The sequence below is a fragment of the Roseiflexus castenholzii DSM 13941 genome, from assembly GCF_000017805.1.
GTDB classification, from domain to species: domain Bacteria; phylum Chloroflexota; class Chloroflexia; order Chloroflexales; family Roseiflexaceae; genus Roseiflexus; species Roseiflexus castenholzii.
The window spans coordinates 4,773,268-4,797,239 of sequence record NC_009767.1 but is presented as its reverse complement, the minus strand read 5'-3'; the positions used below and the strand labels follow the sequence as shown (position 1 = coordinate 4,797,239).

Annotated in this window: 24 protein-coding genes; 15 read left to right on the top strand and 9 right to left on the bottom strand. The window is 61.2% G+C overall.

The features are described from left to right. Positions 1-20: 20 nt before the first annotated feature. From RCAS_RS19015 to RCAS_RS18995, 5 genes are all read right to left on the bottom strand, one after another. On the bottom strand, positions 21-404 hold the full coding sequence (locus RCAS_RS19015) for a response regulator (RefSeq protein ID WP_012122141.1): 384 nt from the start codon (positions 402-404) through the stop codon (positions 21-23). A gap of 224 nt (positions 405-628) precedes the next feature. Further along, entirely contained in the window at positions 629-1,303 is a 675-nt protein-coding gene (locus tag RCAS_RS19010; RefSeq protein WP_041332163.1) for a CpsD/CapB family tyrosine-protein kinase, read from the bottom strand. Between the two features lie 23 nt (positions 1,304-1,326). Continuing rightward, positions 1,327-2,016, bottom strand: coding sequence for a YveK family protein (locus tag RCAS_RS19005; RefSeq protein WP_012122139.1), 690 nt, complete (start codon positions 2,014-2,016; stop codon positions 1,327-1,329). Between the two features lies 1 nt (position 2,017). Continuing rightward, positions 2,018-2,644, bottom strand: coding sequence for a YveK family protein (locus RCAS_RS19000; protein WP_012122138.1), 627 nt, complete (start codon positions 2,642-2,644; stop codon positions 2,018-2,020). A 139-nt stretch (positions 2,645-2,783) separates the two neighbouring features. Then, the gene (locus RCAS_RS18995; protein WP_012122137.1) at positions 2,784-3,875 is read right to left on the bottom strand and encodes a glycosyltransferase; all 1,092 of its coding nucleotides are present in this window, start codon (positions 3,873-3,875) and stop codon (positions 2,784-2,786) included. A 283-nt stretch (positions 3,876-4,158) separates the two neighbouring features. Here RCAS_RS18995 and RCAS_RS18990 point away from each other — a divergent pair, with 283 nt between their 5' ends. Further along, positions 4,159-5,163 carry a DinB family protein gene (locus RCAS_RS18990; RefSeq protein WP_157042702.1) on the top strand — a complete coding sequence of 335 codons (1,005 nt, stop codon included), beginning with the start codon at positions 4,159-4,161 and terminating at the stop codon, positions 5,161-5,163. A gap of 20 nt (positions 5,164-5,183) precedes the next feature. Then, positions 5,184-5,888 carry a hypothetical protein gene (locus tag RCAS_RS18985; RefSeq protein ID WP_012122135.1) on the top strand — a complete coding sequence of 235 codons (705 nt, stop codon included), beginning with the start codon at positions 5,184-5,186 and terminating at the stop codon, positions 5,886-5,888. Between the two features lie 132 nt (positions 5,889-6,020). Here the strand turns inward: RCAS_RS18985 and RCAS_RS18980 are convergent, their stop codons facing one another. After that, positions 6,021-6,812, bottom strand: a complete 792-nt coding sequence (locus tag RCAS_RS18980; protein WP_012122134.1) for an LOG family protein — start codon at positions 6,810-6,812, stop codon at positions 6,021-6,023. 134 nt (positions 6,813-6,946) lie between these two features. Here RCAS_RS18980 and RCAS_RS18975 point away from each other — a divergent pair, with 134 nt between their 5' ends. Next, on the top strand, positions 6,947-7,627 hold the full coding sequence (locus RCAS_RS18975; RefSeq protein WP_012122133.1) for a response regulator transcription factor: 681 nt from the start codon (positions 6,947-6,949) through the stop codon (positions 7,625-7,627). A 40-nt stretch (positions 7,628-7,667) separates the two neighbouring features. After that, positions 7,668-8,024 (top strand): hypothetical protein, encoded by a 357-nt coding sequence (locus RCAS_RS18970; protein WP_012122132.1) that lies wholly within the window; start codon positions 7,668-7,670, stop codon positions 8,022-8,024. 71 nt (positions 8,025-8,095) lie between these two features. Here the strand turns inward: RCAS_RS18970 and RCAS_RS25350 are convergent, their stop codons facing one another. Together RCAS_RS25350 and RCAS_RS18965 are read right to left on the bottom strand one after the other, a co-directional pair. After that, positions 8,096-8,311 (bottom strand): hypothetical protein, encoded by a 216-nt coding sequence (locus tag RCAS_RS25350; protein WP_198135957.1) that lies wholly within the window; start codon positions 8,309-8,311, stop codon positions 8,096-8,098. Between the two features lie 1,046 nt (positions 8,312-9,357). Beyond that, positions 9,358-10,176 (bottom strand): biotin--[acetyl-CoA-carboxylase] ligase, encoded by an 819-nt coding sequence (locus RCAS_RS18965; protein WP_012122131.1) that lies wholly within the window; start codon positions 10,174-10,176, stop codon positions 9,358-9,360. A gap of 185 nt (positions 10,177-10,361) precedes the next feature. Between RCAS_RS18965 and RCAS_RS18960 the strand changes: the two genes are divergently transcribed. The 7 genes from RCAS_RS18960 to rfbC all read left to right on the top strand — a co-directional run bounded on the left by RCAS_RS18960 (position 10,362) and on the right by rfbC (position 15,447). After that, on the top strand, positions 10,362-10,946 hold the full coding sequence (locus tag RCAS_RS18960) for an ANTAR domain-containing response regulator (protein ID WP_012122130.1): 585 nt from the start codon (positions 10,362-10,364) through the stop codon (positions 10,944-10,946). Positions 10,947-11,025: 79 nt separating this feature from the next. Then, positions 11,026-11,583: a hypothetical protein gene (locus RCAS_RS18955; RefSeq protein ID WP_012122129.1), complete on the top strand. Its 558-nt coding sequence runs from the start codon at positions 11,026-11,028 to the stop codon at positions 11,581-11,583. Positions 11,584-11,848: 265 nt separating this feature from the next. Beyond that, on the top strand, positions 11,849-12,826 hold the full coding sequence (locus tag RCAS_RS18950) for an NAD-dependent epimerase/dehydratase family protein (protein WP_012122128.1): 978 nt from the start codon (positions 11,849-11,851) through the stop codon (positions 12,824-12,826). Positions 12,827-12,853: 27 nt separating this feature from the next. After that, a complete protein-coding gene (locus RCAS_RS18945) occupies positions 12,854-13,798 on the top strand; it encodes a Uma2 family endonuclease (RefSeq protein WP_012122127.1) in 945 nt (314 codons plus the stop codon). Further along, complete coding sequence (gene mntA, locus RCAS_RS18940; RefSeq protein ID WP_012122126.1) at positions 13,795-14,208, top strand: type VII toxin-antitoxin system MntA family adenylyltransferase antitoxin; 414 nt, start codon at positions 13,795-13,797, stop codon at positions 14,206-14,208. The genes RCAS_RS18945 and mntA overlap by 4 nt, the downstream gene beginning before the upstream one ends. Beyond that, the gene (gene hepT, locus RCAS_RS18935) at positions 14,198-14,611 is read left to right on the top strand and encodes a type VII toxin-antitoxin system HepT family RNase toxin (RefSeq protein WP_012122125.1); all 414 of its coding nucleotides are present in this window, start codon (positions 14,198-14,200) and stop codon (positions 14,609-14,611) included. The genes mntA and hepT overlap by 11 nt, the downstream gene beginning before the upstream one ends. Positions 14,612-14,865: 254 nt before the next feature. Then, positions 14,866-15,447, top strand: a complete 582-nt coding sequence (gene rfbC / locus RCAS_RS18930; RefSeq protein WP_012122124.1) for a dTDP-4-dehydrorhamnose 3,5-epimerase — start codon at positions 14,866-14,868, stop codon at positions 15,445-15,447. Positions 15,448-15,510: 63 nt separating this feature from the next. On the opposite strand, the gene RCAS_RS18925 is transcribed toward rfbC, so the two are convergent. Then, positions 15,511-16,653 (bottom strand): RNA-guided endonuclease InsQ/TnpB family protein, encoded by a 1,143-nt coding sequence (locus RCAS_RS18925; RefSeq protein WP_012122123.1) that lies wholly within the window; start codon positions 16,651-16,653, stop codon positions 15,511-15,513. A 406-nt stretch (positions 16,654-17,059) separates the two neighbouring features. On the opposite strand from RCAS_RS18925, the gene RCAS_RS18920 reads away from it, so the two are divergent. The 4 genes from RCAS_RS18920 (at position 17,060) to RCAS_RS18905 (ending at position 23,834) form a co-directional block, all read left to right on the top strand. Continuing rightward, positions 17,060-17,911, top strand: a complete 852-nt coding sequence (locus RCAS_RS18920; protein WP_012122122.1) for an ABC transporter permease — start codon at positions 17,060-17,062, stop codon at positions 17,909-17,911. Positions 17,912-18,327: 416 nt separating this feature from the next. After that, positions 18,328-20,430 (top strand): fibronectin type III domain-containing protein, encoded by a 2,103-nt coding sequence (locus tag RCAS_RS18915; RefSeq protein WP_012122121.1) that lies wholly within the window; start codon positions 18,328-18,330, stop codon positions 20,428-20,430. 36 nt (positions 20,431-20,466) lie between these two features. Continuing rightward, entirely contained in the window at positions 20,467-22,683 is a 2,217-nt protein-coding gene (locus RCAS_RS18910) for a glycosyltransferase (RefSeq protein WP_012122120.1), read from the top strand. Continuing rightward, positions 22,680-23,834 carry a glycosyltransferase gene (locus RCAS_RS18905; protein ID WP_012122119.1) on the top strand — a complete coding sequence of 385 codons (1,155 nt, stop codon included), beginning with the start codon at positions 22,680-22,682 and terminating at the stop codon, positions 23,832-23,834. The genes RCAS_RS18910 and RCAS_RS18905 overlap by 4 nt, the downstream gene beginning before the upstream one ends. Positions 23,835-23,972: the final 138 nt, after the last annotated feature.

The following is a 23,972-nucleotide window of genomic DNA, read 5'->3' as shown; positions in this document are numbered from 1 at the left end:
TTGATCTTTACCCCTACCCCTTAACTCAACACATCACGCACAATCTGCTCGAGCCGGTCAAGTGGGAAGGGCTTGGGCAGGTAATAATCGACGCGCTGCTCGCGGGCGCGCTTTTCCAGTTCGGGAGTCGCGTAGGCGGTGATCAAAACGACGCGCGTATCAGGGGAGGTCTCTTTGATGGCGGCAGTCAGTTGCAAGCCATTCATCCCTGGCATGTTGTAGTCGGTGATAACCAACGGCACCGGACGAAGCGCAATCTGTGCCAGCGCCTCAGCGCCGCCGCTCACTGTGACAATATCGTAGCCACCGGTGAGATCGCGCATAAGGCGATGGAGAATGATGAGAATATCGGGTTCATCCTCCACCAGAACAATCGCCGGATTGCGTATCGGATAATCGGGCATAGTGCGATCTCCGTCGCTATGATTTCAGGATGCGACTGCTCCCCAATCGTTTTGGCTAATGAATATGCGTGTGTGAACGCCTGCAATGACGTGCACTATCACCGATACAGCGACCGGGCATTGATGAAGAGCCACATGCATACGCCAGGGTAACGCATATCCTGCTACGCTGTTCTCACAATGCCGCTATTGTATCACACCGTGCAAAGTCGGGCAATAGACCCTCACGCATAGTATCCGTATTCGCCATCGAAACGCGCACCATTGAGCACCACCCCAATGATGTTCGCTTTGACTTTCTCCAGGATTTCGCGCGCCCGGCGCGCTCGGTCGCGCCGGGTTCGCCCCGCCTCGATCACCAGTAGCACACCATCGACGCGCGTCGCCAGCACTGCGGCATCGGTGACGGCAATGACGGGAGGCGTGTCGAAGAGCACAATGTCCGCCATGGTGCGCAATCGCTGAATGACGGTTTCCATTCGCCGTGAACCGAGAATGTCGGCTGGACGCGGCGGCAGCGGACCGCTCGCCAGCAGGCTCAACCCTGGCACGCCGGTATCCTGGAGTGGCGGCGGTGCATCGTCCTGCGCCAGGATCATGGTCGTCAGACCGACATCGTTCGTCAATCCAAACAGGGTATGGAGCGATGGTCGGCGCAGGTCGCAGTCTACCAGAATAACGCGCTGCTCTGCCTGCGCAATCGTGACCGCCAGGTTTGCCAGGGTTGTAGACTTCCCTTCATCCGGCGCCGTGCTCGTTGCCAGCAAGGTATGCAGCGGCTTGTCCAGGCTGGAAAACTGAATATTCGTGCGGAGTGTCCGGTAGGCTTCCGCTGCCGGTGAGCGTGGATCGCGCAACGCGATCAGCGGGGATTCGGCATATCCATTAGTCTGATTCATCGCTCTGGCATCGTTTGTTGTATTCATCGTCTTGCCGGTAACGCTGCGCTCCGGGTATCGCTGCCCGTCGCGGGGATTGCCCCCAGCGTCGCCAGTTGGACGTGCCGTTCGACATCGTCTGGCGTTTTGATCGTGTCGTCGAGGGCTTCGAGCACGAATGCCAGCAGAATGCCGAGCACCAGCCCAAGCACCGCGCCGGCAAGCATATTGACGCGCGTCTGCGGACGGTGGAGCACCGGCGGCGTTGCCGGTTCGAGCACGGTCATACTGATCCGGTCGGTTCCTTCGAGAAAGTTGTTGCGCGCGCTGACCAGCGCAACCATGTTGTTGCCGATGGCGTCTGCCAGGCGTTGCGCCGTCGCCGGGTCGGGATAATCGACCTGCACGATCATCTTGCGCTCGTCGGGGCGCGGCTGGATGGCCACGCGCTTCAGCAACCATTCCGGCGTCCGGTCGAGTTGCAGGTCATCACTGATCTTCTGCAACTGTGGGCGCGCCAGCGCCATCTCGCGGAAACTGCTCATGCTGTTCTGCAACACAATCGATAGTCCGTTGTCGATCCGGTTCGGCACGACCAGATAACTCGCCTCGGAGCGATAGACGCGCTCCTGGAGACGGCTGAATATCAGTGCGCTTGCGACCGCCACGACCGTCGTCAGGAGAATAATCCACCAGCGGCGACGCAGCACAGCCAGATAATCGGAAAGTTGCATGTCACCCTCCTGTGTTCTGTGATGGCGCGGCGCGCCCTGTTTCCCAATAGTGCGCGCCGAATGCCAGGAATGCGCCTGCCAGCAATCCGATAAGTCCGCGGAGCGCCGCCGTTGCAATTGCTGTGGTCCAGCCATTGGTTTGAGTCGCTGCGCCAGGCGGCTCGAGTACAACGACGTTGACCAGCGGACGCGCGGGCGTTGCGGAGGGATCACCCCACAATGCCAGCCCGCGCCGCTGAATCAGTTCGACCGAGGTGGTGGTCAATGCTTCGGCGAGCGCCGGGTCGCCGGTTTCCGCCCATATCTGCACAACTCGCCGTCGGTTCGATGCGCCAAGCGACGCGCGCACCTGATCCGGCGGGATCGATACGCCGGTGAGCGCCAATGCGCTGCTGACTTCGGCGCTAAATGGTGTGCCCTGCACGATTGCAGGAAGATCATACGCGAGAGCGTCTTCGGTGTCAAAACGCCGGTCCTCGCTGCGCGTGATGAGCAGACTGGCGGACGACCGGTAGCGCGGTGGTTCGAGCAGTGCCAGTCCCAGACTGATCACGGCGGCGATGATGGCCGGCGCAGCAATGATGCGCCAGTGGCGGCGAATAATGGCGATGTATATCGGTATGGGCATGAGGATTGAGAACTGAGAACCAAGAACTGAGAACCGAGAACTGAGAACCGAGAACTAACCGTGACCATCCGTCCCGATCTGCGGCGATCCGTGTGCGCTCCCGCCACGCTCCGGCGCCGCACCAGGAACTCCTCCATGCTCACCTCTCGCTTCTCTCTATGATGTCCTCGATCAGCAGGCGCATCCGTTCAAGAAACGTTTCTCGTCCGAATTGCTCGGCGTGGCGGCGAATAGCGCAGGCATCGTAGCGTTCCGTCAGTGTTGCGGCAATCGCGTCCATCACATCTTCCACCGTCTGCTGGTGAAAGAAGCGTCCGGTCACCCCTTCGACAACTGTTTCCAGCGCTCCTCCGGCTGCATACGCAATCACCGGTCGTCCGGCGGCCATGGCTTCGAGCGGCGCAATGCCAAAATCTTCTTCACCGGGAAAGATAAAGGCGCGACAACCTGCGAAGAGGGCTTGTCGTTCCGCTTCACTCACCCGCCCCAGGAATGTGATCGTCGGTCCTGCCATTGCCTGCAAGCGCGCGCGATCACGTCCATCGCCGAAGATTTTGAGCGGCAGCCGCAGCCGCGTGCATGCCCGAACCGCCAGATCGAGCCGCTTGTAAGGGATCAGGCGTCCACCCGCCAGAAAATAGGCGCCCGGCGGCGTTTCACGCCACGGAGGGAGATCGACCGGCGGCGGGATGATGGCCGCTTTGCGCCGATAGTAACGCCAGATGCGCTGTGCGACAACCCGCGAGTTGGCGATGAAAGCATCGACTCGCTGCGCCGAGAGGACATCCCACATACGGAGCAGGACGAGCGGCAGCGCCAGCGCCGCGCGTTGCGTCGCGCCGAACGCTTCGCGGGCAAGATAGTCCGACGTGCGCCAGGCAAAGCGCATTGGTGTGTGACAGTAACATATGTGGAGGGCATCTGGTCGTGGGATAACCCCTTTGGCAAAGGCGCTGCTACTGCTGATCAACACATCGTAGGCGCTCAGATCGAAACTCTCGAACGCCAGCGGATATAGTAGCACATACGCGCGAAATAGTCGCCGCCAGGCAGGAAGGCGTTGCATCCACGACGCGCGAATGTCCCACGTGCGGAAGACGGCAGGCATCGTAGCGGGATCATAGATCGACGTAAAGACCGGCGCGTCGGGAAACAGGTCGTGCAGCGCTTCGAGCACCCGCTCGGCGCCGCCGTACTGGTTGAGATAGTCGTGGATGAGCGCAACGCGCATCGTCGCATGGCTGGCATTCCGCGTCTTTTGGTGTTATGTGCCATCTGGCGGAATGCGCACTTGTCGAGCACTGCCGGGTTCAAAACCGACTGCTTATTATACTGCGCTTATGGATGTCGCTTATGCCGGGTGATGGGGCAACGAAGGGTCGCACTGCGACCGGTACGTCCCGCCTGAGCGGTGCGAGGGAACCGCAGGTCATGCGTCTGCGCGGCGCTCTTTCATGAGATGCGGTACAATGCATGCCAGATGGTTCCGATTGAACAAAGAAGCGTATTGCCGTATGACCGATTCGGATCGTGAAGCGCGCCAGATGTTCGCTCTCGGGAGCATGGGACATGTCGCATACCATTTATGGGCGGAACAGGCGCGGCGAGAGCATCGTTTCAATCTTGCCCGCTTGTTCGATGCGTTGAGCGCTGCGCGACTGGCGCGCGCCGGTCAGGCGTTTCGTCGTTTGAATTGGGTGCGCTCGACGGCTGAAAATGTCGTCAGCGCCTTTTCTGGCGCAGTCATTGGTGATATCGACGCTGATCGGATCACCGGCGTGACGCCGCTTGCGCGGGAGTTGCTGGCGCGGGCGCAGCGCGCCGTAAGTGAGGGACGCGATCTGCGCGCCGGGGAGCTTGGCGATCTGTTCGTCTGTACGACGTGTGGCGAGATCTGCGAAGGTAAACTCGAAGGCGCCTGCCGACGCTGTGGCACCGTTCCCGAAGCGCATCGGGCATTTCGGGCCATTGAAGCGATGGGTACGCTTGGTCCGCATGCGATTATGGCATTTCTGGAACGGACGGAAGAGGCGCTGCGCACCCTTGTGGCGGGTCTCGACGACGATTTCCTCGCGCGTCGCCTGAACGACGCCACGCCATCGCTTAAGGAGTTGATCGGTCATCTTGCCGATATGGACGCGATCTTTCGTCAGCGCGCCTGGTTGCTCCTCGAAACCAATCAGCCGACGCTTTCACCCGCACACCCGCCATCGCTCGAATCTGCGGCAATGTACCGCGACCAACCGATAGATGCTGTGCTCGATGCCTATCATACGACACGCGCGCAGACGTTGAGTCTGTTGCGTGGGTTGACCAGCGCCGCCTGGCATCGCGAAGGGTATCACGAGGTGTATGGGGTGATCAATCTGTTGCACCAGGCGAACTGGCTCATTTCGCACGAACGAGCGCATCTCGTCGAAATGGCGCAGATCCGTCACGACCTGATCGCAACTGATCGGCGCTACGCTGAGACGACGGTTGCGGACATTGTTGTGACCGCTTCGAACGAAGGCGAGTGAGGTTCTATGCAGATGATAAGATGAAATCCATCGATCGACCATATGACATCGACGAAATCGCGCCAGGACGATTCGTTGTGCGTGATACTCGCGCAAATACGCTACTGAAGCGTGAGGGCGATCTGGAGGGGCGGTTGTTCACGTTACGCTCCTGGCGGCGGGATGGGCTGCTGGCGCGGCTGCGTGAACGCGGATTTCGTGTGCGCACGCTGGAAGATCGCGTTCGCGCGCTTCCTCCGCTGCCGCCGCCGGTTCCTGCGGGTGTCGCGTTCTGGCATCCGTTGCCGGACAACGAACGATGGAGCGTGTTCGATCCGCAACGCCTCGACTGGGTTCCTGTCCCGGAAGAGACACGCAACGGCGTCGTTGGATGTGTAGTGCGGCAGGGACAGGTCATCCGGCGGCGGCGTGGACGCGGCGTTCCGCGCTATGCGCTGGTTGCCGCAGGCGCCATGTTGCGCACAATCAATGAGACCGAAGCGTTGCTCCGGGGATACGCGCAGGCAGCGACGCCAACCCTGGCGGCGCGATGCGATGGGGCGCGTCTTGTGCTTCCGGCGCATCCGCTGCCGCCGCCTCATCGGAGCCTGATCCACAGTCTGGCGGTCGATACCGCCGACAACTGTCCGGTGATCATGCCGGATGCCTGGACCCTGGCGCAGGCGATCTACGCGCGGTTGGGGGTGCGCCTGGTGTTGAGCAAGAGTTATACCAATGACGATTGAAGATGCCGCATGCGTGTCATTCCGAGCCCTTCGCTTCGCTCAGGGTAAACGCAGCGAGGAATCGGCGCGGGTCGCGCACGACCCCTCGCGCTGCGCGGGGTGACCATGCCGGATGGTCACAGGTCATTGGTATTAGGGGTTATCGGATCGTCTCTCCAGGACGCGGCGGGTGACCTCCTGCGCCGCCGCTTCAGTTCCGGCGCGCCATTGCGCATCATATGTTGATCGCACGATCAAGTCGCGCACTTCTTCGACCGAGTCGCTGACGATCAGGAGATCGACGTCGGCGGCAGCAATGTTGCGCGCAGGCAATACCGTTTCGCGCAGCCAGGTCAGCAAGCCGCTCCAGTAGGCGCTGCCAAACAGAATGATCGGAAAGTTGCGCACCTTTCCGGTTTGCACCAGGGTCAGCGCCTCGAAGAGTTCATCGAGCGTCCCAAAGCCGCCGGGAAAGATGACGAACGCCTGCGCATACTTGACCAGCATCATCTTTCGCACAAAGAAGTAGCGAAACGTCACCGAGGTGTCAACATACGGATTGAGGTGCTGCTCAAAGGGAAGTTCAATATTGAGACCGACCGAACGCGCTCCGGCTTCGCGCGCGCCGCGATTCCCCGCCTCCATGATGCCCGGTCCGCCGCCGGTGATGATGGTAAAACCTGCTTCACCGAGCGTTCGCGCCACATCGACTGCGGTCTGGTACAGCGGGTTATCGGCGCTCACTCGCGCCGAGCCGAAAATCGTCACTGCCGGACCGACATCCGCCAGTGTCTCGAAGCCATCGACAAACTCCCCCATAATACGCAGCACGCGCCAGGTATCGGTGCTGAGAAATTCGGTAGTGGCGCGGGGGCGCGCCAGCAAACGCTCGTCCTCGGTTGGGCGTCGGTTGCGCCGCATTCGCCCTCTGGTTGCATCATCCATGGGTTGCGCTCCTATGAACGTCATCGGAGATGACACCTTTGTAATGTTTTGGTAATACACCGCCGTATACTGAAACGCGATACGGCGATTATCTCTTGAGGGAGACGGTTGTTGCACCGTAGAAGGAGAATCCAATGGAAATCCTGGTCGCCGACGATGATCTGGCCAGTGTCAAACTGACGTCCTTTTTGCTCGAGGATGCCGGATACCGAGTCATCAAAGCCTACGACGCGGCAGGCGTGTTGCATGCGATCGAACAACGCACCCCCGATCTGGTGTTGCTCGATGTCGGGATGCCGAAGGTCAGCGGCTTCGATATCTGCCGCCAGATCCGTCGTATGTCGGACGTGCCGATTATTTTCGTCACCGGCAGCGGTCAGTTGCAGGATCGCGTCACCGGGCTGCAAATTGGCGGTGATGATTATCTGGTGAAACCCTTCGAACCGGCCGAGTTGCTGGCGCGCGTCGAAGCAGTGCTGCGGCGGCGCAATAGCGATATGGTCAACCCGGTGACGCGGATTTCACAGGGACCGCTGACGCTCGATCCGATCGAGCATACGGTTCTGTTTGAAGATGGCCGCCACGTCGTGCTCACTCCGATTGAATTTCGCCTGCTCTACTATCTGATGCAAAACTCAGGGCGCGTCCTGAGTCCTGACCAGATTCTCAACAAAGTATGGGGATACGACTACGAAGGCGAAAGTAATCTGGTCGCCGTCTACGTGCGCCGGCTGCGCGCGAAAATCGAATCCGATGGCGAATCGCCGCGCCATATTATCACCGTGCGCAATCTAGGCTACAAATTCGTCGCCTGACGAAAGGTTCCGTTCTTGTGATGGAAAGCGCGTGGGATCTATGCCGCACCCATACGAACTTGCACAAACCTATGCGCCGCGTCCTGATTTTGCAGAACGCATCGCAACTATCGCGCCGAAGCCAGGTGAGTTCTGTCGGTTGACCGGTCTGCCCTATGCCACCTATATGCGGATTCTGCGGGTAGGGCGGACCAGCAAACGAACGGCGCTGCGAATCGCCAGAGTATACGCTTGGGCAAACGATCAGATCTCGGTACGCGAAGCGCTCGATCTGCTGTTTGTGCCACGTCCGCGAGTGGTTATGGAGCCGGTCCCCGGCACGAACCGCTTTCGGCGTCGCGCTGACGATCCTCCCTCCGATGCGCAATCGGCGTTCCATGGTTCTGCCGGTGACTGATCCGGCGCCGGGGATGATTCCAGCAGTCGCCGTTCGACGATTGGAAAGGACTATAGCAGGGGCGCCCTCGGTCAAAGGATGTCGCTGTGCTGCACAGTATCGATGGCTGGCGCCAGTGCAGGACATAAACCGTTCTCCTTCCGCCTGCCCCGCTCCCGACGGGTCATTGCGAGACCAGCGCAGCCGGTCGAAGCAATCCCCCCGCCGGACGCGCCGGTGCGCCCTGTCATTGCGAGACCGGCGCAGCCGGTCGAAGCAATCCCCTCGCCGGGCGTGCCGGGGTTCACGGTCCTTGCGCGCCGCCGCAGCCGGTCGAAGCAATCCCCTCGCCGGGCGTGCCGGGGTGCGCGGTCCTTGCGCACCGCCGCAGGCGGTCGAAGCACACTGTCCTTGCGAGACCGGCGCAGCCGGTCGAAGCAATCCCCTCGCCGGGCGTGCCGGGGTTCACGGTCCTTGCGCGCCGCCGCAGCCGGTCGAAGCAATCCCCTCGCCGGGCGTGCCGGGGTGCGCGGTCCTTGCGCACCGCCGCAGGCGGTCGAAGCACACTGTCCTTGCGAGACCGGCGCAGCCGGTCGAAGCAATCCCCTCGCCGGGCGTGCCGGGGTTCACGGTCCTTGCGCGCCGCCGCAGCCGGTCGAAGCAATCCCCTCGCCGGGCGTGCCGGGGTGCGCGGTCCTTGCGCACCGCCGCAGGCGGTCGAAGCACACTGTCCTTGCGAGACCGGCGCAGCCGGTCGAAGCAATCCCCTCGCCGGGCGTGCCGGGGTTCGCGGTCCTTGCGCGCCGCCGCAGGCGGCGAAGCAATCCCCTCACCCCCTGCCCCGCTCCCGCGCTGCGGGAGCGGGGAGTTCACCAACCAGTCAAAGGTCCGGTACGCGAGTTTGACCCTTCCCCTGCCCCGCTCCTGCACGCGGGAGCGGGGAGTCCGGCGCCGCGCGCGCGGGTCCATCCCCCGGTAGGAGTGCTGGTGTTCACCATACTAGTATGCTAGTACAACATATTATCTCACCATCCGTCCCTCGCCGGGCGTGCCGGGGTGCGCGGTCCTTGCGCGCCGCCGCAGGCGGCGAAGCAATCCCCTCACCCCCTGCCCCTCTCCCGCGCTGCGGGAGCGGGGAGTTCACCAACCAGTCAAAGGTCCGGTACGCGAGTTTGACCCTTCCCCTGCCCCGCTCCTGCACGCGGGAGCGGGGAGTCCGGCGCCGCGCGCGCGGGTCCCACGGTCCCACGGTGGGCGGGGCGGGTGCGCACGGGGGTTCGGTCCGCCTTTAAACGTTCGAGGGAGAAGGGGACGGGGAGATGAGGACAACGCGGCGTCGGGACGACCATCCCCGTCAGAATCCTACATCGCCGGTGTGTACGGCGTGCAGAACACCGGTGGCGTCGCGCAGCAACAGTGTGCCGTCGGGGGCGACATCCTCTGCAATGCCGTGCAACTCGCCGCCGGGCAGCGTCACGGTCACCGGTTCACCCATGTGCATCAGGCGCGCACGCCAGGCGGCGAACAGCGCCGCGCGCTCACCTGACCGAATCTGTGCGTAGCGTTCATCGAGCGTTGTCAGCAATGCTTCGAGCAGGGCGGTGCGCGAGATGCGTTGACCAGCCGCAGCGCTGATGCATGTCGCCGTCTGTTGCAGATTACGCCCGTTGATCGTACTGTCAGGCGCCTGATTGACGTTTACTCCCATTCCCACCACTGCCCACTCAAGAGTATCGCCGTTCACGCTGACCTCAGTCAGAATACCTGCGCTTTTGCGCCATTTGCCATCGACAAACAGCAACAGATCATTGGGCCATTTCAGGTGGGCGCGCACCGAAGCGACATGTTCAACTGCTTCGCAGAGGGCGACGCCGGCCATCATTGTGAGCGAGAACGCCTCGCCTGGCGGAAGCCAGACCGGGCGCAGCAGAATTGACAGCAACAACGCATCGCCATAGGCTGACACCCAGGTGCGTCCGAGGCGACCGCGCCCCGCCGATTGTTCTTCCGTCAGCACGACCAATCCTTCGGGATAGCCGTTGCGCGCGCGCGCTCTGGCGATGTCGTTGGTGGACGCCACTCGCTCATAGCGCATCAGCATGGCGCCGATGATGCGCGTGTCGAGCTGGCGTCGGAGCGTGATCAGATCAAGGTCTTCTGGAAGCGGGCTCATCGTTGTTTCCTTACAGAGTGTGTGTCAGTATACCATGCGCCGCTGCGGACCCTGTGCACTTCTTGACCGCCGCTCTTGCCATGTGCTATACTCTGACACTGTACCATACTGTGACAATTGCTTGACAAATGCCGTCTGCCTTCTCTTTGCGCAGACAGCGGCTTCGAGTATAGAGGAGAGGACTCATGTCCCAGCAGCTACGCCTGGTGATTGCGGATGACGAATCGATCATTCGTATGCACTTGAAAGAGACGCTGGTCGGTTTGGGGTATCTGGTGGTTGGCGAGGCAGGTGATGGCGTTAGCGTCATTAATCTGGCACGCGAGTTGCGCCCCGACCTTGTGATTATGGATATTCGCATGCCCAAACTTGATGGCATTCAGGCAGCCAGAGTTCTGACTGAAGAGAAGATTGCGCCGGTTCTGTTGCTGACCGCCTATTCGGATCGGGAGTTGGTGGATCGGGCGCGCGAGGCGGGTGTGGTTAACTATGTCGTCAAGCCGTTCCACGAGGGTGAACTCCTTCCTGCAATCGAGATCGCGCTGGCGCGCTACAACGAGTTTCGTGAGATGGACAGGCAGATCAACGATCTGAAGGAAACGTTGGAGACGCGCAAGCTGGTCGAGCGTGCCAAGGGCGTGCTGATGGATACGCAGGGTCTCAAGGAGCACGAGGCGTTCCGCAAGATTCAGCAACTCTCGATGAACACGCGCAAGTCGATGCGCGAAATTGCGCAGGCGATCCTGTTGACGGCGCAGATCGAGAAGTAATGCCGCATTCGTGTCTGAGCCGGCTGCCAGTTCAGAACCTGATGTTTCTCCGCCAGAGCATGTCGCACCGGGGAGAGTGATGCGTCTGCTCCGGGCGGTGTTGCCCCACGCGATCACTGCGCTCGCTGCGGTTGCGCTGACCCTGGGCGCTCAGCGTTTCTTGTCGTCACCCGCCCCCCCTGCCCCCCAACCGACAGCGCCTGCTGGCTTGATAACGCCGACGCCATCACCGACTGTCGGTGTAGCGCCGACGGCTGGCGCTGCGCCCTCGCCGCAACCGACGGATGCGCCACTGGCTGCCGCTGTGACGCGCCAGGAGGTGATCGACCTGCGCGTCCAGGATGATCGCCTGTGGGCGGCAATCTATCTCATGCGCGCGCTCAACCATCTGGCGGATGCTGAAGCAGCGTTGCGCATGAATGATTTCGCTCGCGTTGAGCAGATTCTGACAACTATCGATGATGCGCTCGAACAGGCATATGCGCGCGCTGCTGACGCTGATCGCGACCCGATCGTGCAGATCCGTCGCGATGTCGGGATCATTCGTGAAGACCTCTACCTTCGACCAGAGGGGATGGACGCGCGTCTTGCGCGGGCGCGTCAGGCGATTATGACCCTGATTGAAGCGCCGCGATGACGACAGCGGGACGTTCCCGGTTCCGGGTGCGGCGCCAGGGCGTGGCGAGAGCGCACACGGATCGTCGCGGATCGGGATGGATGGTCACGGTTGGTTCTTGGTTCTCGGTTCTTGGTTCTCGGTTCTGCGCCGGGGCGTGGCGGGAGCGCACACGGATCGTCGCGGATCGGGATGGATGGTCACGGTTGGTTCTTGGTTCTTGGTTCTCAATTCTTGGTTCTCGGTTCTCGGTTCTCAGTTCCCCTACCCTTTGCAGGTGACCACCATGACGCAGCGCAGCATCCTGATCACCGGCGGCGCGGGGTTTATCGGTTCGCACCTGGCGGACGCGCTCATTGCGCGCGGTGACCGGGTGGCGATTATTGATGACCTTTCCACTGGCGCAGTAGCGAATATTCGCCATCTCAAAGGGCATCCGAACTTCAGTTATACGCTCGATACGATTGCAAACGAGGCTGTTCTGGCTGAACTGATCGATGAGAGCGATGCCATCGTGCATTTGGCGGCTGCGGTTGGGGTGCAGCTCATTGTGCAAAGCCCGGTGCGCACCATTGAAACCAATGTGAACGGCACGGAACTGGTGCTGCGCTGGGCGGCGAAGAAGGGCAAGACCGTCCTGCTCGCCAGCACCTCGGAGGTGTACGGCAAGAGTGAGCGGATACCCTTCCGCGAAGACGATGACCTGGTGCTTGGACCTTCGACAATGGGGCGTTGGAGTTATGCCTGCTCGAAACTGCTCGACGAGTTTCTTGCGCTGGCGTACCACAAGGAGCGCGACCTTCCGGTGATTATCGCGCGTCTGTTCAATACTGTCGGTCCGCGCCAAACCGGGCGCTATGGCATGGTGTTGCCGCGTTTTGTGCGCGCTGCGCTGCGCGATGTGCCGTTGCGCGTGTATGGCGATGGCCAGCAGACCCGTTGCTTCTGTTATGTCGGCGATACGGTGCGCGCTCTGATCGCCCTCCTCGACCATCCTGGGGCTGTCGGGAAGATTTTCAACGTTGGCAATCCACAAGAGGTGAGCATCCTCGAACTGGCGCAGCGCGTGGTGCGTCTGGCGAGGAGTTCGTCGCCGATTGTGCTGGTGCCCTATGAACATGCCTACGAAGCCGGTTTTGAGGACATGCGTCGCCGCGTGCCGGATATTTCGCGCCTCGCGGCGCTCACCGGCTTTCGCCCCACCCTCGATCTCGACGACATCATCCGCGCGGTGATCGCGTATGAACAGGCGCATGGGGCGTAGCCCTTCGTCGTGTGCTATACTGAGGCTATGACGACTGACACCATCCAGATCAGTTCTCCGGTCGAATCAGACGCCGATCCGTTCCGCTACGGGTGGCGTTTCGTGCTGCGCCCGACCCCCGACGATCCTCGTCACCTGGAACAGATTCCGCTCACGTTAGAAGATGTCCTGCACCCTGAGGTGGGAGACTTCATCGTGCACAGCGACCGTCACGAAACCGACCGGATGTACCTCACCGAAGTGCTCCGCGCGCGCCTGGAGCCATCTGGTCTTGCGATCGTGCTCAGCGATGTGCGCATTGCATGGGATGTCCCCAACCTGCGGGCGCATGGTCCAGATGTGATGGTTATTCCCGGCATCCCGGAGCGGCGGAACTGGAGCACGTTTGAGGTGGCGGTCGAGGGTGCGCGTCCGGCGCTGATCATCGAAATCACCTCGCCGGAGACGCGCGAGAACGATCTGGTGCGCAAGGTGGAGCACTACGCATGGGCTGGGGTCGCGCAGTATGTGATCGTCGACGATATGGGCGGTCGAAGCGGGGAGCGACGGTTGCGTCTGCTCGACTATCGATTGGCGGATGGGCGCTATGTGGCGCACTCGACGGAAGCCGACGGGCGGGTGCAGCTGGTCATTGCCGGTCTGTGGCTGGGCATCGAGGGCGATCATGTCGTCTGCTATGATGAGCAGGGTGTGGCAATTGGCGACTACGTCATGGTCGTGCGGCAGGCGGCAGAGGCTGCGGAACGGGCGCGCCAGGAAGCGGCAGCGCGGGCGGAGGCGGAAGCGCGGGCGCGCCAGGAAGCGGCAGCGCGGGCGGAGGCGGAAGCGCGGGCGCGCCAGGAAGCGGCAGCCCGCGCCGAGGCGGAAGCGCGGGCGCGCCAGGAAGCGGCAGCCCGCGCCGAGGCGGAAGCGCGGCTGCGTGCGCTGGAGGCTGAACTGCGGCGTCTGCGCCGCGAGGAAGATGGACAATGAACGCTGCGTCGTGGGTCGAGTCGCTGGTTGCCTGGTGCAGGACGCGCAACATTGGGCTTTGTGTGCTGTTTGGCTCACGAGCGCGAGGAAATGCGCGCCCCGATAGCGACTACGACCTGGCGCTCAAGCCTGTTCGCGCGCCAGCGCCACTTGATCGCATCGCCTGGCAGGTTGAACTCGAGGATCTGCTGGGTGCGAATGTCAGTCTGGTGCTGCTGACCCCCGCCACCGATCCAGTGCTGGGGTGGGAGATCGCGCGCGACGGGCGACTTCTCTACGAACGTGATCGGGGGTCATGGATGCAGGAACGGGCGCGTCTCTGGCATCTGTACAACGACGCGCTTCCATTCCGCCGCGCCCTTGCCGAGTCGCTGCGGCGCTACGCTGATGAGGTGTTGCGTGGCTCGTGATGTCTTGCTGCGTAAGCTGGCATATCTCCGGCAGTTGCTCCGCGATCTGGCGCCATTTGAACAGATGAGCCGCGCCGAGATCGAAGCGCACCACTACACCATCGAGCGTCTTCTCGAATTGCTGGTTGGCGCAGCAGCCGACCTGCTGTTTCATATCCTGGCTGAGCGTGGACGGGCGCCGACCTCGTATCGAGACGCCTTTCGTCTGGCGGCGCAAGAAGGATTGCTGCCGGGCGATCTTGCGGGACGTCTCCAGCAAGCGGCAGGGATGCGCAATGTTCTGGTGCATCTCTACGAAACGATCGATTATGATATTCTGTACGCCAGCATCGTGCCAGCCCTTCACGACTTTGCCCTGTTCATCGCCCTGGCAGAAAAGTGGGAAACGTCGGAAGAAGGTTGAACGTTGAGGGTTGCAGGTGGTGCTCGGTGTAATATGCGCCCGCACCGCAACGTCTCCCGTGAGTGAAAATCGAAAGCGGTCATTGCAGGAAGATTGCACATCGATGGGTCGGGGCGCCCCTTTGTGGGCGCCCACAGGGATACAGGTTGCCGGTTACCGGAGGAAGATGGCTTCCTCTGCGCCTCTGTGGTGAATGAATTCAGGTGCAAACAGGCACAGGTGGACAGCGGGAAGGAAGCGAGTAAGAACCAACCATGCAATTCACCATTCACAAAACGCCACTGCCCGGCGCCGTGATCATCGAACCGGTCTGTTTCCGCGATGAGCGCGGCTTTTTTCTGGAGTCGTGGAACTCCCGCGATTTCGCGGCGCGCGGCATTGCAATCGATTTCGTGCAGGACAATCACTCGCGCTCGGTGAAGAACGTGTTGCGCGGCTTCCACTACCAGGATATGACGGCGCCAATGGTGAAACTGGTGCGCTGCACGCTGGGAAACGTCCTTGATGTGATCGTCGATTTGCGCGTGGGATCACCCACCTTCGGGCGCTGGCATGCCGTGGAATTGACAGCAGACAACATGTTGCAACTGTTGGTTCCAATTGGGTTCGGGCATGCGTTTCTCACGCTCTCCGATGTGGCGGAGATTCAGTACAAATGCAGCATATACTACACCCCCGCCGCCGAAGGGGTCATCGCCTGGAACGATCCCGACATTGGCGTCCCCTGGCCCGTGACCGATCCGATCCTCTCGCAGCGCGACCGGAAAGGGATGCGGCTGGCAGAGTATCTTGAACGTCCGGCGTTCCGGTTCGGGAATGTGGAAGGTGCAGGTTGAACGTGGAAAGGCGAGGGAGAAGCGCCCTTCTGTAGCAGGCGTTATCGTGACACTCTGCACGGGTTAAAACCCGGCAGCTTCTTGGGGCAACCCGCCTGGTGACGAGCTTATGCCCCAAAGGACTTGTCCAGCCCTTTTCAGGATATTGATCGCCGCGTTGTGATCTCTATCGAGCACAACGCCGCAATGTGGACACTGATGCACGCGCACGCTCAAATCCTTCGCAACGAGCCGCCCACACTGAGAGCAGTCCTGCGACGTGTTCCGTGGGTCTACCAGCAGCACCAGACGGCCAGCGCTTGCAGCCTTGCTCATCAGGCGTCGTATGAGGCAGCCCCACGAAGCGTCCAAAATGCTCTTCGCCAGGCGCGGGTTGCGCACCATGTTCGTGATGCGCAGGTCTTCCAGCGCAATCCGGTCGTAGCGTGTGATCAGGTTGTGTACCAGCTTATTCAAGAAGTCCTTCCGCCGATTGGCGATCCGTTCGTGTTGGCGTTGCAGCGCAAGCACGGCCTTTTTGCGGTTGCCGCCGCCTTTCTTGCGACGGGCAACCCGTCGCTGCAACACGCGCAATTTCCGCTGCTCGACGCGATGCCAGCGCGGGTTGTCCACCTTCTCCCCATCGCTTGTCGTGAGCAGGCAGGCGACGCCGACATCAATCCCCACATCGCGCTGAGCGGGCGGAGCCGGCACTTCGTTCGTGATGCACGAAAAGGCGGCGTACCACTTGCCAGCCCGTTTCACAATCCGGAGGGTCTTGATCCGCCCTTCAAGGGGACGATGCCAGCGAACCGCGATCCGACCAATGCCGGTGATACGGAGCCGCCGCCCATCGATCTTAAAGCCGTTGCCGTACTCTTTCAGACCAAACCCCTTCCAGCGATTGCGTCCCTTGAACCTGGGGTATCCTGGTTTCTCGCCCGTTTTCACACGACGGAAGAAGGCTTGAAATGCCTTATCCAGGTCGTCTACCACGATCTGCAGGATGTGGCTATGCACGTCTTTAGCGTCGGGATTGGTCGCTTTGCGCTCTTTCACGCGCCGCAGTTGCGCAGATTTGCGAATCGTCTCACCGCGTTCCTCGTAAGCGGTCTTGCGCTCTGCAAGGCAGTCGTTATAGAAGCGCCGGCAGGTCTCGCGGGTGAATTCCAGCCGCCGTTCCTGGGGCTTCGATGGGTAGAGACGGTAGACGAACGCCTTGCGCATGACCTGGAGACCTTATGTTGATTGTGCGGTTTGTTTTGATAGGGCAATTATACCCCGAGTTACTACTCGAACGCAGGAGCTATCATGGAGATCGCTGCTGCAACGAGACGCCGCCAGGCGATGGGGAATGGCTCGAACGCCGCTTCCATCGCCTGGCGGCGCTCTGGCGCAAGCCGGCGAGCAACCCGCCTGACTGCACGCGCTACAGCGCGGCGGCTTGCGGCGGGTTCCGTAAGGTCAGATTTCTCCCGCGTTGTCACGCCGGACACAGACTCTTCTCCGCCCCCGTCTCCGCTGTTTCATACCCTTTCCCGGAAGGGACGGGCGGGAGTGGCAGCGCCGGCGAAACGTGGCAGAGGCGGGAAGGGAGAAGATGGCAGCAAACGATCATTGACAAGGAGCATTTATGGCAGTCCTGGTTTCCGCGCGCGCGGAAAGCGTCGTGACCTATCTGAACCCGATGATCCTGGCGCGCAAACTGTGGCGCCACCGCGACCTGATCGTGCAGTTGACGCGGCGCGAGATCGAAGGACGGTATCGCGGCGCCTATCTGGGCATTCTCTGGTCGCTGGCGCATCCGCTGCTCATGCTGACAGTCTACACGCTGGTATTCGGCGTCATTTTTCAGAGTCGCTGGCCCCAGGCGCGCACCGATAGTCTGGCGGATTTTGCCCTGATCCTGTTCGCCGGGTTGTCGGCGTACTCCTGTTTCAGCGAAACGGTGGGTCGCGCCGCCGGATCAATCGTCAGCGTGCCGAACTACGTCAAGAAGGTCATCTTTCCGCTCGAAGTGCTGCCGATCAGCATTCTCGGCGCAGCGCTGTTTCATATGCTGATCAGCATCGGCGTCTTACTCGTCGTCCATCTGGCGATTGGCGGCGGCATGCCATGGACGGTCATCCTGCTGCCGCTGGTCAGTCTGCCGCTGATCTTCCTCAGCCTGGGGCTGGCATGGTTCGTCGCCAGCCTTGGCGTCTACATCCGCGATGTGGGTCAGGCGGTTGGAATCGTGCTCCAGGTGATGTTTTTTCTGACGCCGATCTTCTACTCGATTCAGATCATTCCGGAACCGTTTCGCACGCTGGTGCTGTTCAACCCGATGGCGCCGGTGACCGAGAACTTTCGCCGGGTGCTGTTGTGGGGGCAGTTGCCCAGTTTTCCCGGCACTCTCTGGTGGATTCTGGGAACCGGCGTCGTGATGATGCTGGGACACGCCTGGTTTATGAAGACGCGCAAAGGGTTTGCCGATGTGTTGTGAGCGGCAGGAAGGTTTCAGGTTGAAGGTGGGAAGGTTGCCGGTCGCAACGTTGCATCGCAGCGTCTCACGATGGTGAACATTGACGCGGGGCGTTGTGGGTTCCTGGTCGCTGCGGTGCAGCGTCCCAGAATGTTGCGCGTTCCATGGAGAACGTGGAACATGCGATGCAGCAGGTTGCCGGTAACATGTCCCTCCCCTTCGGGGTCTCCGCTGCGTGTTCCGTCTTGAACATGGAAGCGAGGGTCTTGATCTGTATCCCCCGCGTCAAGACTGCTCCAAAAGTCCTTCTTCCGCTCTTCCCTCTGCTCTCCTCGTAGACAGGACTATTCTCCTGTTGAAAGAATGGCGCCGGGGTTTTTATGCTTATGGTAGCCGTTTCTGCTGGCGCACTCAGTTTATGGTGTGAGGTTTTGTCAATGGATCAACCACTCTCCCGACCTGGGCGCATCGCGCTTGCCCTTGCGCTCATTGTCAACGCCACGTTCGTGTTGCTTGCGTTACCATCAGTCGCTCTCGCTTCCGGTTCCATCGTGTATGTCGCTCCTTCGGGAGCCGATACGCCAACGTGTGGCAGCGCAAGCCAGCCCTGCGCCACGCTGGAAGCCGGTCTTGAACGGATCGTTCATCCTGCGACCGGTCGATATGCCGGTGAAATCCGTCTGGCTGCCGGAACATACACCTACCCATCGAATCGAGCGGTCGCCTTTATCTGGCGCAGAGGCGTCGTCACCATACGCGGCGGGTATTCGACCAGCGATTGGAACACCAGCAATCCCACGGCGAATGTCACAATCCTCGATGGTGAGAACGTCCGGCGTGGCATCTGGATGACGAACAGCACGTTCGACGCGGCGCAGTGCGTGGTGACCATCGAGGGGTTGACCGTGACGCGCGGGCGTGCTCGCAGCGATGATCCGTCGGGCGGCGGGATTCTGAACGATAGTTGCACGCTGACATTGCGCAATGTGACGATTACGAACAGCGTGGCGCGCGGACAGGACAACACGAACGCCAATCCTGCAACCTCTCCGGGAAGCGGCGGCGGTCTGTCCGTGAGAGGGGTTCCCGACAACCCGGCAGTCGCAACCCTCGAAAACGTTGTGATCAGCAGCAACCAGGCAATTGGCGGGAACGATAGCGCGTCGGCGCCGCGTGGCGGCCTTGCATCCGGCGGCGGTCTCTTCGCCATCAATGCGCGTGTGCGTGCTGTTCATCTGCGGGTCGAGAACAACATCGCGCGCGCGGGTGATGCGCCAGGGTCTGCTGGCGTCACCGGCGTCATCCAGTTTGCCGATGGGCTTGGCGGCGGCATCTTTTTTGCATTGATGCCGTCGTTCGAACTGGATCGTGCGCAGGTGCTCAACAATCGGGCAGAAGGCGGCGACGCCGGCAATCAGGGTGGTCTGGGGCTTGGCGGCGGCATCAAGATCGAACTGAGCGCCGGCAGCATAACGAACAGCATCATTCAGGGCAATCGCGCGGAAGGCGGCGCCGGCGCGAACGGCGGCGCAGGGCATGGCGGCGGCATCTTCTCCACCGGCTCAACAGTGACCATAGAGAATGTCCATGTTCTCCAGAACAGCGTCCAGGGCGTCAATGGATCGACCGTCGGCGGCAACGGCGGCGGCGGCGGCATCTATTTGATCACCACACCCGGCGCCGGCAGCACCGTTACTGCCAGTAACATTGTGATCGCCGGCAACAGTGCGCAGGCGGGCAATGGCGCAGCGCCGACCGGTGGCGGTCTCGACTGTGTTGACACACAGTTGACGCTGCGCCACGCAACGATTGCCAACAATGAGTTGCAGGGGTCTGTCGCCGGTCTTGGTCCGGCGATCCGGCTGGTCGGCACATCGTCGTCCGCCGGTTGCGGCGGTGAGATCAGCAACAGTATCATCGCCAACCATACCGGTTCGCCGATCTATGCCAGCAGTTCGATCAAGCCGTTTACCGTCGCTCGTGTGCTGTTTTTCAACAATGGCAGCCCGAATATAACGGTAGCAGGCAGTGCGCCGATGACCGAGCAGAACTCGTTGAGCGGCAACCCGCAGTTCGTCTCGCCAGGCGCGCCGAATTTCGATTACCACATTCAAGCCGGTTCCGCCGCAAGGGATCAGGCGCTGAATAGCACGACCGCCGGCGACATTGATGGACAGGCGCGCCCATTTGGGGCTGCCAGCGATGTCGGCGCCGATGAATATTCGACCGAAATTCCGCTCGCGTTTTCGCGCATTCCGCGCGGGGTGACCCTTTCCTGGCGCACCCCGCCGATTCTTTTCATCACCCAGTATCGGATTGAATACACGAAAAGCGTCGGCGCGAACGACGCTCTTGAAGGTCCGTCGCCGATTCCACAGCCTGTCTCAACCACCACGCTGACGCTGAGCGGTTTGACACGTGGCGCTACCTACACGATTGTCGTCGTCGGGTTGAATGGCGGGAGTGAAGTTGGGCGCTCGCAGGAAGTGACACTCACCATCTGGCAGCACGAAGTGTTTTTGCCGCTTGTGGTAAGATAGGCGACGGACAGACGCGAGGCTGCTGATCGGTCATTCATGAATCTCTGGCTGCTCACATCACAATTTCCTCCGGCAGTGATCGGCGGCATTGCGCGCTATGTTGCCAATGCCGCCGATATGTTTGCCCGCGCCGGTCATCGGGTGACGGTGGTGACGGTCGATCAGACTGAAGGCGAGGAGGTTCTGCCATCGGGGGTGCGGGTCCTTCGCTTCGTGCCGCGAGGTCGGGCGTTCGCCCCATATGTTGCCAAGGACGCGACCGATCACAATCCGGCGTTCCCGTACAATATCATGGCGTATCCGATTGCACTGAGTTATGAACTGGCGGAACGGGTTTCGTCGTATGTGCAGCGCGATGGCGTGCTTCCCGATATGATCGAATGCCAGGAATATCTGGCGCTGCCGTATTACCTGATCCAGCGCCGCCTGGTCGAGCGCCATCCGCTCGGTGACGTTCCGCTGCTGTTGCACCTTCACAGTCCCGACTTTTGCATTACGCGCGCCAACCGCCAACCGCGCTATCGTTTGCCGGGGTACTGGATCGGGCGGATGGAACGGTTCTGTATGCATGCGGCGGATGCCATGCTGTCACCGAGTTTCTTTCTTGCGAACCAGATCGCCGGAGAGATGATGCAGCTCTCGCACGCAATTGAGGTCGTTCCGTACCCGTACCTACCCTTGCCGGCGCTTGAAACTATGCCGGAGCGCGGCGATCTTGTGTTCTTTGGGCGGCTGGAGCCGCGGAAGGGGGTCATGGAGTTTGTTGGAGTGTGCGATCACCTCTGGTCACGTGGCTACGATTTTCGGCTGACGCTCATAGGTGACGACACGCCCTTCGGTCCGCGTGGAATGTCGGTTGGTGCGTGGCTACGCTGGCGGTATGGTCGCCGGATTGATGAAGGGCGCCTGATCATGACCGGCGCATCGCTTCCGCCAGAAGACCTCTGGCGGCGACTGGAAAAGGCATGGGCGGTGGTTGTGCCTTCGACATGGGAGAATTATCCGAATGTCTGCATCGAAGCGATGGCGTTGGGGAAGCTGGTGATTGCCTCGACTTCCGGCGGTCAGGCGGAAATGATCGGCGCCGACGGGGATTGCGGGATACTGTTCCGTTGGGATCAGCCGGGCGATTGCGTTGCTGCCGTGGAACGGGCGTTGGCGCTGTCGGTCGATGAGGTGCGGGCAATCGGTGCGCGCGCGCGGGATCGCATCACGGCGCTGACATCGTTTGAGGCGGTGCTGCCGCGACGGATGGCGCATTTCGAGCAGATCACGACGTGTATGCGACCTCGCCGATCTTTTCCGGGTCTGATGCCGGATGTTCCTGCACCAATGCGCACGGTGACGCCCGACACAGTTCCGGGGCTGCTTTCGGTGGTTGTGCCCTATCACAACCTTGGAGCATACCTTGCCGAAACGATTGCCAGCATCGTCGCTTCTTCCTATCGTCCGCTGGACATCGTGATCGTCGATGACGGAAGCGACGATCCTGCAAGTGTGGCGGCGCTCGAACAGGTCGGTCAGATGCATCCCGATCTGGTGCGGATTGTCCGGTGTGAGCGCGGCGGGTTGGCGCGCGCGCGCAATCGCGGCGCTCAGGCGGCGCGTGGTGAGTTCCTGGCGTTTGTCGATGCGGATGATCTGGTCGAGCCTTCCTTTTTTGAGCGCGCCATCGATGTGCTGCAACGGTACGATAACGTCAGTTTCGTCTATTCCTGGGTGCGCTTCTTCGGCGAGTCCGATGCGTGCTGGCCCACCTGGAATGTTGAGTTCCCCTATCTTCTGGCGCACAATATGTTGACGGCGTTTGTCGTCGTGCGGCGGAGCGATTTTCTTGCCTGGGGTCAGAACGATCCATCGCTCAGCGATGCGCTCGAAGATTATGATGCCTGGATCTCGATGGTTGAGCAGGGGTGCATTGGGGTCAGTCTCCCCGACCCTCTGGTGCGCTACCGGATGCGCAGCGACTCGATGTATCACTCGTTGAGCGACGCGCAGATTCTGGAGATGTACGACCGGATCGTGGCTCGCCATCGTTCTGTGTACGAACGCTATGGCGCGGAACTCTTTGCGTTGCAGAACGAAAACGGACCAGGATGGCGCTGGAACCATCCGGCGACCGATCCGCCCGATGTTGTGCAGCATCAGCAGATTGCCGCACTGCAACATCGAGTCGCTCGACTCGAACGCTTGCTGGCGATACCACTCAGAGTGCGCCGAACGTTGCGTGACCTGTGGAGACGTCAGAGGTGAAAAACCTGGTACGCCGCGCGCTCAGGCGCTTTGGATCATATTCCGAAGGATACGGCGCAGGCTGGTCATTGGGCGGACAACCGCGGATTCTCTTCGTCAGCGGCATGGACGGCGCGCCGTTGCGGTATCGTGTGTTGCACCAGGCAGAGCAGATCGCCCTCGCCGGCGGATCATGGATGCTTGTGCGCGACACGGAGAGCCGACTGAGAGAGTGCGTGCAGCAATGCGACATTCTGTATCTGTACAAAGCGGGGACCACGTTGCAGGCGTGTGAGGCGGTGCAGACAGCGCGCAGGAATGCGCTCCCGGTTGTGTACGACACCGATGACCTGAACTGGGATGAGCGGTTGGTCGAATACTGCGATCTTGAACGGTACTATTCGCCGCCAGACGTTGTGCGGTTTCGGCGGATCTTTCGTGAAGCTGAACAATTGATGCAGTCGGTGGATTGTTTCATAACGTCAACCGACTATCTCGCTGCCGCGCTTACTGCTCATTTCGGCATTCCGGCGTATGTCAATGCCAATGCGCTGTCGCAGCAGGCGATCATGCGCGCCGAGCCGTTTTATCGGCGGCGCGCGGCGGCGCCGCCGCGCGCTCCTGTGACGCTGGGGTACTTCAGCGGCTGGCCCAAAGCGCATGAATCGGACCTGGCGGTTGCGCTTCCGGCGGTGCGTCGGGCGCTTGATGCACTTCCGGGTGCGCGATTGCGGATTGTTGGGCACTTTGAACGCAGCGCCCTGCCGGTCGATCTGCGCGAATGGGTTGAGATCGCGCCGTTCGTTCCGTATGAACGGCTCTTCGCGGAGATTGCGCGCGTGGATATTAATCTCGCGCCGCTGGTCGATAATCCGCATCGTCGCGCAAAGAGCGCCGTAAAGTTCCTCGAAGCGGCGCTGGTCGGCGTGCCGACGGTCGCCAGCAATCTGGAACCCTACCGTCTGATCGATCATGGGCGCACCGGCATGCTGGCGGCGAACGAGGAAGAGTGGTATGCCGCCATTATGGCGCTGGCGACCGATCCGCTGCGCCGTCGCGCAATCGGAGATGCGGCGCGCAGGTATGTTCTCGAACACGAAACGACATCTGTGCGGGCGCCTGGATTTGCGAACCTGCTGCGTCATCTCATCGATACACTTCCACTGAGATAACTGTATGCATCAGTGGTGGCGAGGAACACAGGCAACGAATCTCAAACGGCACGCTGACGGAAAACTATTCCGCCACGCCCCCGCCTGACAGTTGATGAGGATCGGGGAAATAGCCGTATCGCCAGGGCGCTGCGGGCT

Excerpts from the sequence above, each read along its gene's own strand:
- RCAS_RS19015 (WP_012122141.1), bottom strand. The coding sequence starts at position 404 with ATGCCCGATTATCCGATACGCAATCCGGCGATTGTTCTGGTGGAGGAT.
- RCAS_RS19010 (WP_041332163.1), bottom strand. The coding sequence starts at position 1,303 with ATGAATCAGACTAATGGATATGCCGAATCCCCGCTGATCGCGTTGCGC.
- RCAS_RS19005 (WP_012122139.1), bottom strand. The coding sequence starts at position 2,016 with ATGCAACTTTCCGATTATCTGGCTGTGCTGCGTCGCCGCTGGTGGATT.
- RCAS_RS19000 (WP_012122138.1), bottom strand. The coding sequence starts at position 2,644 with ATGCCCATACCGATATACATCGCCATTATTCGCCGCCACTGGCGCATC.
- RCAS_RS18995 (WP_012122137.1), bottom strand. The coding sequence starts at position 3,875 with ATGCGCGTTGCGCTCATCCACGACTATCTCAACCAGTACGGCGGCGCC.
- RCAS_RS18990 (WP_157042702.1), top strand. The coding sequence starts at position 4,159 with ATGACCGATTCGGATCGTGAAGCGCGCCAGATGTTCGCTCTCGGGAGC.
- RCAS_RS18985 (WP_012122135.1), top strand. The coding sequence starts at position 5,184 with ATGAAATCCATCGATCGACCATATGACATCGACGAAATCGCGCCAGGA.
- RCAS_RS18980 (WP_012122134.1), bottom strand. The coding sequence starts at position 6,812 with ATGGATGATGCAACCAGAGGGCGAATGCGGCGCAACCGACGCCCAACC.
- RCAS_RS18975 (WP_012122133.1), top strand. The coding sequence starts at position 6,947 with ATGGAAATCCTGGTCGCCGACGATGATCTGGCCAGTGTCAAACTGACG.
- RCAS_RS18970 (WP_012122132.1), top strand. The coding sequence starts at position 7,668 with ATGCCGCACCCATACGAACTTGCACAAACCTATGCGCCGCGTCCTGAT.
- RCAS_RS18965 (WP_012122131.1), bottom strand. The coding sequence starts at position 10,176 with ATGAGCCCGCTTCCAGAAGACCTTGATCTGATCACGCTCCGACGCCAG.
- RCAS_RS18960 (WP_012122130.1), top strand. The coding sequence starts at position 10,362 with ATGTCCCAGCAGCTACGCCTGGTGATTGCGGATGACGAATCGATCATT.
- RCAS_RS18955 (WP_012122129.1), top strand. The coding sequence starts at position 11,026 with ATGCGTCTGCTCCGGGCGGTGTTGCCCCACGCGATCACTGCGCTCGCT.
- RCAS_RS18950 (WP_012122128.1), top strand. The coding sequence starts at position 11,849 with ATGACGCAGCGCAGCATCCTGATCACCGGCGGCGCGGGGTTTATCGGT.
- RCAS_RS18945 (WP_012122127.1), top strand. The coding sequence starts at position 12,854 with ATGACGACTGACACCATCCAGATCAGTTCTCCGGTCGAATCAGACGCC.
- mntA (WP_012122126.1), top strand. The coding sequence starts at position 13,795 with ATGAACGCTGCGTCGTGGGTCGAGTCGCTGGTTGCCTGGTGCAGGACG.
- rfbC (WP_012122124.1), top strand. The coding sequence starts at position 14,866 with ATGCAATTCACCATTCACAAAACGCCACTGCCCGGCGCCGTGATCATC.
- RCAS_RS18925 (WP_012122123.1), bottom strand. The coding sequence starts at position 16,653 with ATGCGCAAGGCGTTCGTCTACCGTCTCTACCCATCGAAGCCCCAGGAA.
- RCAS_RS18920 (WP_012122122.1), top strand. The coding sequence starts at position 17,060 with ATGGCAGTCCTGGTTTCCGCGCGCGCGGAAAGCGTCGTGACCTATCTG.
- RCAS_RS18915 (WP_012122121.1), top strand. The coding sequence starts at position 18,328 with ATGGATCAACCACTCTCCCGACCTGGGCGCATCGCGCTTGCCCTTGCG.
- RCAS_RS18910 (WP_012122120.1), top strand. The coding sequence starts at position 20,467 with ATGAATCTCTGGCTGCTCACATCACAATTTCCTCCGGCAGTGATCGGC.